This window comes from Pseudomonas sp. KB_15 (assembly GCF_052114525.1).
Classification (GTDB): Bacteria; Pseudomonadota; Gammaproteobacteria; order Pseudomonadales; family Pseudomonadaceae; genus Aquipseudomonas.
On sequence record NZ_JBFREX010000001.1, the window covers coordinates 542,747 to 551,500 of the forward strand.

7 protein-coding genes are annotated in these 8,754 nt (G+C 55.7%); all 7 read left to right on the forward strand.

Annotated elements, in window-relative coordinates:
- Positions 1–460: 460 nt before the first annotated feature.
- The 7 genes from AB4Z35_RS02440 to AB4Z35_RS02470 all read left to right on the forward strand — a co-directional run bounded on the left by AB4Z35_RS02440 (position 461) and on the right by AB4Z35_RS02470 (position 8,529).
- Positions 461–1,177 carry an ABC transporter permease gene (locus tag AB4Z35_RS02440; protein WP_442095896.1) on the forward strand — a complete coding sequence of 239 codons (717 nt, stop codon included), beginning with the start codon at positions 461–463 and terminating at the stop codon, positions 1,175–1,177.
- A 20-nt stretch (positions 1,178–1,197) separates the two neighbouring features.
- Entirely contained in the window at positions 1,198–2,091 is an 894-nt protein-coding gene (locus AB4Z35_RS02445; RefSeq protein WP_442095897.1) for a glycine betaine ABC transporter substrate-binding protein, read from the forward strand.
- A 12-nt stretch (positions 2,092–2,103) separates the two neighbouring features.
- Positions 2,104–2,757, forward strand: a complete 654-nt coding sequence (locus tag AB4Z35_RS02450; RefSeq protein WP_442095898.1) for an ABC transporter permease — start codon at positions 2,104–2,106, stop codon at positions 2,755–2,757.
- Positions 2,754–3,911: an osmoprotectant ABC transporter ATP-binding protein OsmV gene (locus AB4Z35_RS02455; protein ID WP_442095899.1), complete on the forward strand. Its 1,158-nt coding sequence runs from the start codon at positions 2,754–2,756 to the stop codon at positions 3,909–3,911. The genes AB4Z35_RS02450 and AB4Z35_RS02455 overlap by 4 nt, the downstream gene beginning before the upstream one ends.
- Before the next feature lie 926 nt (positions 3,912–4,837).
- Positions 4,838–6,001 (forward strand): type III PLP-dependent enzyme, encoded by a 1,164-nt coding sequence (locus tag AB4Z35_RS02460; RefSeq protein WP_008000974.1) that lies wholly within the window; start codon positions 4,838–4,840, stop codon positions 5,999–6,001.
- Between the two features lie 272 nt (positions 6,002–6,273).
- Positions 6,274–7,455: an alpha-xenorhabdolysin family binary toxin subunit A gene (locus AB4Z35_RS02465; protein WP_442095900.1), complete on the forward strand. Its 1,182-nt coding sequence runs from the start codon at positions 6,274–6,276 to the stop codon at positions 7,453–7,455.
- Between the two features lie 60 nt (positions 7,456–7,515).
- Positions 7,516–8,529 (forward strand): alpha-xenorhabdolysin family binary toxin subunit B, encoded by a 1,014-nt coding sequence (locus AB4Z35_RS02470; RefSeq protein WP_442095901.1) that lies wholly within the window; start codon positions 7,516–7,518, stop codon positions 8,527–8,529.
- The last annotated feature ends 225 nt before the right edge of the window (positions 8,530–8,754 follow it).

An 8,754-nucleotide genomic window follows, 5' to 3' on the forward strand; every position in this document is an offset into this window, starting at 1 on the left:
GTGATTCAAAAAAGGGCGGCGAGTATAGCCCAAATCGCGACCTCCGGACCACCGTTCACCCGTAGCAGCTGCCGAGCCCGCGAGGCTGCGTCCGGCGGCGCAGCCGTCGTAGGGTCGGCAAACAAGGTCTGCCGATACACCGCAAGTTCTGGTTTTACGACGGCTGCGCCGCCGGACGCAGCCTCGCAGGCTCGGCAGCTGCTACGTGAGTCGAGGTGCGACGACAGGTGGCCAAATAATGTTGGATTGGGGAACCTTTTAAAGCACGGAGACGTCCACTCCCCCGTTACGACCACTCGTCGGGGGCCTGAAACACCTGCAATTCAGCCTGACGAGGCTGTGCTCATGGCTCGCTTTCACGCCGCATTGCCGGCCTGGACGAGCTGCTTCTCGCGAACATTCTTTCGGCAGCCAAGTAAGGCATTGCCAGTGTTCGCCGACTGAAAAAAGGAGTCCGCCTGTGGCTATCCACTATGGCAAAGGGCTGATAGGAGGCGCGCTGGTAATCGCCCTTCTGGCCCTGCTGATCCACTGGATCGGCATCAATACGATCGAACATTACCGCGACGATTTGTTGTTTTACCTGCAAGCTCATCTGATTCTTGTCCTCGCTTCCATGCTGGCCGCCCTTGTCGTGGGCATTCCAGCCGGCATCCTCCTCAGCCGCCCGTCCATGGTCGGCCGCGCCGAACGCTTCATGCAGTTCTTCAATATCGGCAACACCGTTCCTCCCTTGGCCGTCCTGGCCATCGCCCTCGGCATCCTCGGCATCGGCAGCGGTCCGGCCATCTTCGCCCTGTTCCTCGCCTCGCTATTGCCCATCGTGCGCAACACCTACGAAGGCCTGAAAAACGTTCAGGGCTCGCTCAAGGAAGCCGCCGTCGGCATCGGCATGACTCCGCTCCAGGTACTGCGCAAAGTCGAGTTGCCCAACGCGGTGCCGATCATCATCGGTGGCGTGCGTGTGGCTTTGGCGATCAACGTCGGGACTGCGCCGCTGGCGTTCCTGATCGGCGCCAACAGTCTTGGCAGCCTGATATTCCCCGCAATTGCCCTGAACAATCAGCCGCAGCTGCTGCTCGGTGCCGCCTGCACCGCGTTGCTGGCCTTGTTGCTGGACGGCGTGGTCACACTCGCCAGTCGCCTCTGGCTCGAACGCGACTTGCGCCCGTCTTAAGCCTCGGCAAAGGAATCGTCATGAAAACATCAAGCTTTTTACTAGGCTGCGTTCTGCTGTGCGCAGGATTTGCCCAGGCTGCGGAAAAACCGCTAATCCGCATCGGCGCCCGGGTGTTCACCGAACAGACCCTGCTCGCGGAAATCACTGCTCAATACCTGCGCAGCAAAGGTTATGACGCCCAGGTCACCGGCGGCCTCGGTAGCAACCTGGCCCGCAGTGCCCAGGAAAGCGGCCAACTGGACATGCTCTGGGAATACACCGGCGTGTCCCTGGTGTCCTACAACCATGTGACGGAAAAACTCGACAGCCAGCAGTCATTGGCACGGGTCACTGAACTGGACGCGAAGAAAGGCCTGACCTGGCTCTCGCCGTCGAAATTCAGCAACACCTATGCGCTGGCGATACCGGCAAACATCGCCGCCGAGTACCCGCAAGTCCACACCATCAGTGACCTCGACCGCACATTGCGCGCCGAGGCCAAGGACAATCCGCTGGTGGCGCTGGACACCGAGTTTGCCAACCGCTCCGACGGCCTGGCCGGCATGGTCGAGCTCTACGGCATGGACCTGACCCGCAAAAACATCCGACAGATGGACGCAGGCCTGGTCTACACCGCCCTGCGCAACGGCCAGGTGTTTGCCGGTCTGGTCTACACCACCGACGGACGCTTGAGCGCGTTCAAACTCAAATTGCTGGAAGACGACAAGCACTACTTTCCCGACTACACCGCCGCTCCGGTCGTGCGCCAGGCATACCTCGCTGCGCATCCGCAACTGGCCGCCCAGCTCAAGCCACTGGCGGACCTGTTCGATGACGAAACCATGCGCCTGCTCAACGCCCGGGTCGATGTCGATCATCAAAGCCCTTCATCCGTTGCCGCAGATTTCCTGCGCCAGCATCCCTTGAACTGAGGAGGAGACGACATGGATTTTCTCAACGCCTTTTCCCATCTCGACTGGGCGCAAGTGCTGCACCTGACCTGGCAACACATCACCCTGGTCGGTATCGCCGTGAGCCTGGCGATTCTGGTCGGCGTGCCGCTGGGCATTCTGATGGCGCGGTTCCCGACCCTGGCCGGCCCCCTACAAGCCAGCGCCACGGTGCTGTTGACCATCCCGTCGATTGCGCTGTTCGGTTTGTTGTTGCCGGTGTATTCGACATTCGGCCAGGGCCTGGGGCCGATGCCGGCAATCACGGCGGTATTCCTCTACTCGCTGCTGCCGATCCTGCGTAACACCTACCTCGCGCTGACCAGCGTCGAACCGGGCATCCGCGAAGCCGCGCGCGGCATCGGCATGACCTTCGGCCAGCGCCTGCGCATGGTCGAGTTGCCCATCGCCGTGCCGGTGATCCTCGCCGGTGTGCGCACCGCCGTGGTCATGAACATCGGTGTCATGACCATCGCCGCCACCATCGGCGCCGGCGGCCTCGGCGTACTCATCCTCGCTTCCATCAGCCGCAGCGACATGTCGATGCTGATTGTCGGTGCCATGTTGGTCAGTGTGCTGGCGATCATCGCCGACCTCTTTCTGCAAGTGCTGCAACGCTCGTTGACTCCAAAAGGATTACTCAAATGATCGAACTTCAAAACCTCAGCAAGACCTTCCAAAGCAACGGCAAGGATGTGAAAGCCGTGGACTCGGTGAGCCTGACCGTCAATGAAGGCGAAATCTGCGTGTTCCTCGGGCCATCGGGTTGCGGCAAAAGCACCACGCTGAAAATGATCAATCGCCTGATCAAGCCGACCTCGGGCAAGATCCTGATCAACGGCGAAGACACCACAGGCCTCGACGAAGTGACCCTGCGTCGCAACATCGGCTACGTGATCCAGCAGATCGGTCTGTTCCCGAACATGACCATCGAAGAGAACATTGTGGTGGTGCCGAAACTGCTCGGCTGGGACAAACAGAAATGTCACGACCGCGCCCGCGAGTTGATGAACATGATCAAGCTCGAACCCAAGCAATACCTGCATCGCTATCCGCGGGAGTTGTCCGGTGGTCAGCAGCAGCGGATCGGCGTAATCCGCGCACTGGCCGCAGATGCACCGTTGCTGTTGATGGACGAACCGTTCGGCGCGGTCGACCCGATCAACCGCGAAATGATCCAGAACGAATTCTTCGAGATGCAGCGGGCGCTGAACAAGACCGTGATCATGGTCAGCCATGACATCGACGAGGCGATCAAGCTTGGCGACAAGATCGCGATCTTCCGCGCCGGCAAGCTGCTGCAGATCGATCACCCGGACACGCTGCTCGCGCATCCGGCGGATGAGTTTGTCAGCAACTTCGTCGGCCAGGACAGCACACTCAAGCGCCTGTTGCTGGTGAAAGCCGAAGACGCGGCGGACAACGCGCCCTCCGTCAGCCCGCAAACCCCGGTGGCCGAGGCGCTGGAGTTGATGGACGAGCATGACCGTCGATACCTGGTGGTTACTTGTGCCGAGAACAAAGCCCTGGGTTACGTGCGCCGTCGCGACCTGCACCGTCAGACTGGCACCTGCGCGCAGTACCAACGCGAGTTCAACGCCACGGCGGCGTACGACGAACATCTGCGCATCCTGCTGTCGCGCATGTACGAGTTCAATCGGGCGTGGTTGCCGGTGATGGATGCCGAGCGGGTGTTTTTGGGTGAGGTGACGCAGGAGTCGATTGCGGCCTACCTGAGTTCGGGACGTTCGCGGGGAATGAAGACCAGCATCGTGTCGCCAGCCGAGGCAGTGGTTGCCTGACAGCTCATATTACCCGGTAAAAATACAAAACCTGTGGGAGCGAGCTTGCTCGCGATGGCGCCATTTCAGGCAACTACGATGCCGGCTGTGAAAATGTCATCGCGAGCAAGCTCGCTCCCACAGGTTCTGTGCGATTTTCCAGTGATTCGCAGGCCGGAAAAAAATATCAACAGTAGCGACTGTAAAATCTGTGCGGCAACACGCTCCGGAATAGTCAATTCCCCTCTCAGCCTACCTTTTCGCAGCCAACGTCGCCGATGTTGACGCTATCGCACTTCCTAGCGACTTAGCGCACAAAAGCAGCGAACGTGCAGGTATTTTTAACACTTCACAAATCCTGGGGAACATCCTCCTGTCATCTGAGTCGGTTACAAAGAGTGATGCCCGCAACGCGCGTCAGAAGAGTGCAAAAACGCGACATTTTTTGTTGATCTCAAGCCCCTCACGCCCTAAAGTTCGCGCCGAACGTCCATGCTGGAAACGATCCATCCGGCTCAAGTACTGACGACGAGACAGCAAGGCCAAGGGAAAGCACCACTTCCCATGGCCTTTTTGCTTTCGGCGACATGCCTTGGGAAGTAGGCGAACCAAAGTGGGGATACGGAGGACGTTCAGGAGGGTATGTCATCAATGAATTCACGAGTGCGCCGGAGTCTGCTTTTGCGCAGGGCAAGGCGCGAGGACCGCAGTTTGGTTGTTCCAAATAAGGGACGAGCAACGCAGCCCTGCGCAAAAGCAGGCCCGGCCCTTCGGGTTGTGCCTGAGCGCGCGCCATGCTGCGTTGCAGGCCTTGCGAAGGGAGTGGCCATTAGCGGCGGCCTGCGCCTTGCCTGGCACGCGCTCAGGCACAACGCACTCGCGAATTCATTGATGACACACCCTCGCACCCATTGATTAACAACGTTTGCCTTTAGGAGCTCCCAGGTATGTCGATCCAGGTCGAAGACTATTTCGCGCGCGAAACCTTTCAGAAAATGAAGGCGTTCGCCGACAAACAGGAAACCCCGTTCGTGGTGATCGACACCGCGATGATCGCCCAGGCCTATGACGACCTGCGCGCCGGTTTCGAATTCGCCAAGGTCTACTACGCGGTCAAGGCCAACCCGGCCGTCGAAATCATCGACCTGCTCAAAGAGAAAGGCTCGAGCTTCGACATCGCCTCGATCTATGAGCTGGACAAAGTGCTCGATCGCGGCGTCAGCGCCGACCACATCAGCTACGGCAACACCATCAAGAAGTCCAAGGACATCCGCTACTTCTACGAGAAGGGCGTGCGCCTGTTTGCCACCGACTCCGAAGCCGACCTGCGCAACATCGCCAAGGCGGCACCAGGTGCAAAAGTCTACGTACGCATCCTGACCGAAGGCTCGACCACCGCCGACTGGCCGTTGTCGCGCAAATTCGGCTGCCAGACCGACATGGCCATGGACCTGCTGATCCTCGCTCGCGACCTGGGCCTGGTGCCTTACGGCATCTCGTTCCACGTCGGCTCGCAGCAGCGCGACATCAGCGTCTGGGACGCGGCAATCGCCAAAGTCAAAGTGATCTTCGAGCGCCTGAAGGAAGAAGACGGCATTCACCTGAAGCTGATCAACATGGGCGGTGGCTTCCCTGCCAACTACATCACCCGCACCAACAGCCTGGAAACCTACGCCGAAGAAATCATCCGCTTCCTCAAGGAAGACTTCGGTGATGACCTGCCGGAAATCATCCTCGAGCCAGGCCGTTCGTTGATCGCCAACGCCGGCATCCTGGTCAGCGAAGTGGTGCTGGTCGCGCGCAAATCCCGCACCGCGGTCGAGCGCTGGGTGTACACGGATGTGGGCAAGTTCTCCGGCCTGATCGAAACCATGGACGAAGCCATCAAGTTCCCGATCTGGACCGAGAAGAAGGGCGAGATGGAAGAAGTGGTCATCGCCGGCCCGACCTGCGACAGCGCCGACATCATGTACGAAAACTACAAGTACGGCCTGCCGCTGAACCTGGCCATCGGTGATCGACTGTACTGGCTGTCGACCGGTGCGTACACCACCAGCTACAGCGCTGTTGAGTTCAACGGCTTCCCGCCGCTGAAGTCGTTCTACGTATAAATCCCGCCTGCTATACCAAAAAGGCCTGTGAGTAATCACAGGCCTTTTTTATTTCCACCTCCTTAAAACGAATTCAGCGCCACTTCTCAACACATTAAGTTTCGATATCGAAACATCGAGCCTTATCCAGCAGAAACAGTAACGCGCCAACTTACCCCCTCCACCTGACACACTTTGAAATTCTTCACGACTTAACTTCAATCACAACCACCATTACTTTTCAGTTACGACAACAAGCACTTCCATGACGCAATAACATAAAAGGGATTTTCATGTTAGCTATTCAAGAACAGATCATTACCGCAAAACAACTTAACTCATTGACATCGGATTTCATCGGGGCTGCTTCCGGCACTCTCGAGGGCGTCGAGCGCGAACAAGGATTACTGATCACAAATGACGACATCAGAAAAATCAAACGCTACGTCAATACTGCGCTTACACTCCCCATCGAAACCAATGAAATAGAACAGATACACAAGTACGACCAACTGAATATCGCCGGACTTAAATCTGCCGATATGCAAATCCTGTTCAAGTCCATGAGAAACCATGCTGCTTCCTGGTCACCACTGGAATCCAACATGAAGAAAGTCGGTTCGGACCTTCATGTATTTGCCGACAATTTCACTTCAAGCAGTCAATCCATCATCCACTACCTGACGAGTCTTCCCAGTTACATTAGCGGCATCGGAAAAATCGGTGGCCTGAGCCCGGAGGAAATTGACAATCTTCCGGAAATCCAACTGACTGAAGGAGAGAAACAGAAAATTCCGGCATTACTTGGACTGGTAGAGGAACTTAAAACAGTTATTACCGAACACAGTGCAAGCACACAGATCACCAAAACCCGGATCAGCGAATTCAAACGGGAAATCAGCAATTCCCTGAAGCCGGCACTGGGTTTAAAAATAGCCCTGTGCAATAGCCATAACTTCGATGAAGAAATAAAACTTCTTAATGAAAGGCTTGAAACCCTCAACCAGCGCATCAACGAAAAACTCGCTGAAATCGAAGAGTACTCCAGAAGCAAATGGTATGGGGTCATCGGTGGCGTATTTGGCTTTATCATTAGTTCTTCAATATATGGAGCCAAGGCCAGTAAGGCTCGTAAGGAACTGGATCTGCTAACAACCGAACGACGTGAATTCGAAACAAAGATTGCAACCACCAATGCGATCCTCGCATCGTTGCGGGCATTCGAAACCAGTCTTCAGGACTTGCATGTCAGGATTGAAGGTGCTGCTGGCAGTTCATCGAACCTCGAAAGCCTCTGGGAGTTGATACAGGCTTATATCGAATCCTCCAGCAAAAGACTGGATGGCGTTACCAATGCAATGTACCTGGTGTCTTTTGTCTCCAGGCTAACCACGATGATGGATAACTGGTCAGCGATAAAAAAGCAGGCGGGCGATTTACTGACTGCCTTCAACAATGCCACAAGCGACGCCTGACATCGCGGCTTGCGCTCCCATGCCAAACCCAAAATTCAATTTTTTAAACACGGAAAAATCATGACCTTACATACTCTCGGTTCGCAATTCCAATACCCCTCTCCCGACATGAAGAAAATCAAGCATAACAGCGATGAAATCCAGTATAAAATCAGCAAACTTAGCACTATCTATCTACCGGTACTCGGGGAGCAACTGGCATCGCTGCTAGAGGAATTAAACTCTATCAACCAGCAAGCACTTAGCACCCTGACTCTGCTGCCTACCGTTTTACCCATTGGCGAAATTCAACGCTTTCACACCATCATCGAGAAACTGAAACTCGAGCCCTCTTCCCCCGAGCAACAGGAGGCCATAAAGAGTTTTTACGAAGAAATCAATTCATCGATTAAAATCAGCACATCCGAAGTCTCAAAACTTGCAACAACACTGAACAACAATTTGGCGAATTTTAAAGCAGTGACCCTCAGCGACAACCAATATCGCATCAAGGAACTGGAATCATCCATCAGCAACATCAGCCCGCATATAGCAGAACTGGAAAGCGACATTGAGAAACTGACAACTGACGAATCAGAACTGAACAGTGCTATCAAACTCATTGAATCGATGGACACTTTCTCGCTGATCAAGGAGCTCTTTCTCACGGCGGAAAAACTTGCAGGACTTGACCTCTCCGCCTCTCAAGTTGAACTCGTCAAGGCCGGCATTGCCGCCGCCGGCAAGATCCTCAATTTAATCAGCGACAGAATCAAATATGGCAACCTGATTGAAGCCAGGCGCCAGATCCAGGTGCGACTTGATGACCGACGTCGCAACCTGGCCCGCATCAATCAAGATGTAAAAATCTTGCAAGACCAAAAAAATCAGTTAGTGGAGTTCCAGTCCGTGCAAACCCCGAGAGAGGCTTACACGAACGAGATAAGCACCCTCGCCGAGGCCGTTTATAAATTCCTGGAGATTAATGAACATGACGCTACCGACGATTTCAGTTCGGTTGTTAAACGGTTCATCGAACAGTCGAACATCTTCATCAAGCATTTGAAAAATCTTCGCCAGGAATGGAGAAGCTAAACCGGGCCCGCTGCGCGCGGAAGTAGCACCCCGATCATCGCGAGCGAAGGCGCGTACAACGCCATTTCGCTCGCCTTGATGACAGCTACGGCCTTCGGTATCTAGGCCACCTGTGCCTGATGCCAGTCAGTTAAGCGGTAATGCGATCTGTAGCAGCTGCCGAGCCCGCGAGGCTGCGTTCGGCTGCATGGCAGTCGTGAGTCCGGCTGATGCAGCCTGCCTGAC

Bases quoted from the DNA above. Each gene is read 5' to 3' on its own strand.
- AB4Z35_RS02450 (WP_442095898.1), top strand. From the start codon at position 2,104: ATGGATTTTCTCAACGCCTTTTCCCATCTCGACTGGGCGCAAGTGCTG.
- AB4Z35_RS02460 (WP_008000974.1), top strand. From the start codon at position 4,838: ATGTCGATCCAGGTCGAAGACTATTTCGCGCGCGAAACCTTTCAGAAA.
- AB4Z35_RS02465 (WP_442095900.1), top strand. From the start codon at position 6,274: ATGTTAGCTATTCAAGAACAGATCATTACCGCAAAACAACTTAACTCA.
- AB4Z35_RS02470 (WP_442095901.1), top strand. From the start codon at position 7,516: ATGACCTTACATACTCTCGGTTCGCAATTCCAATACCCCTCTCCCGAC.
- AB4Z35_RS02445 (WP_442095897.1), top strand. From the start codon at position 1,198: ATGAAAACATCAAGCTTTTTACTAGGCTGCGTTCTGCTGTGCGCAGGA.
- AB4Z35_RS02455 (WP_442095899.1), top strand. From the start codon at position 2,754: ATGATCGAACTTCAAAACCTCAGCAAGACCTTCCAAAGCAACGGCAAG.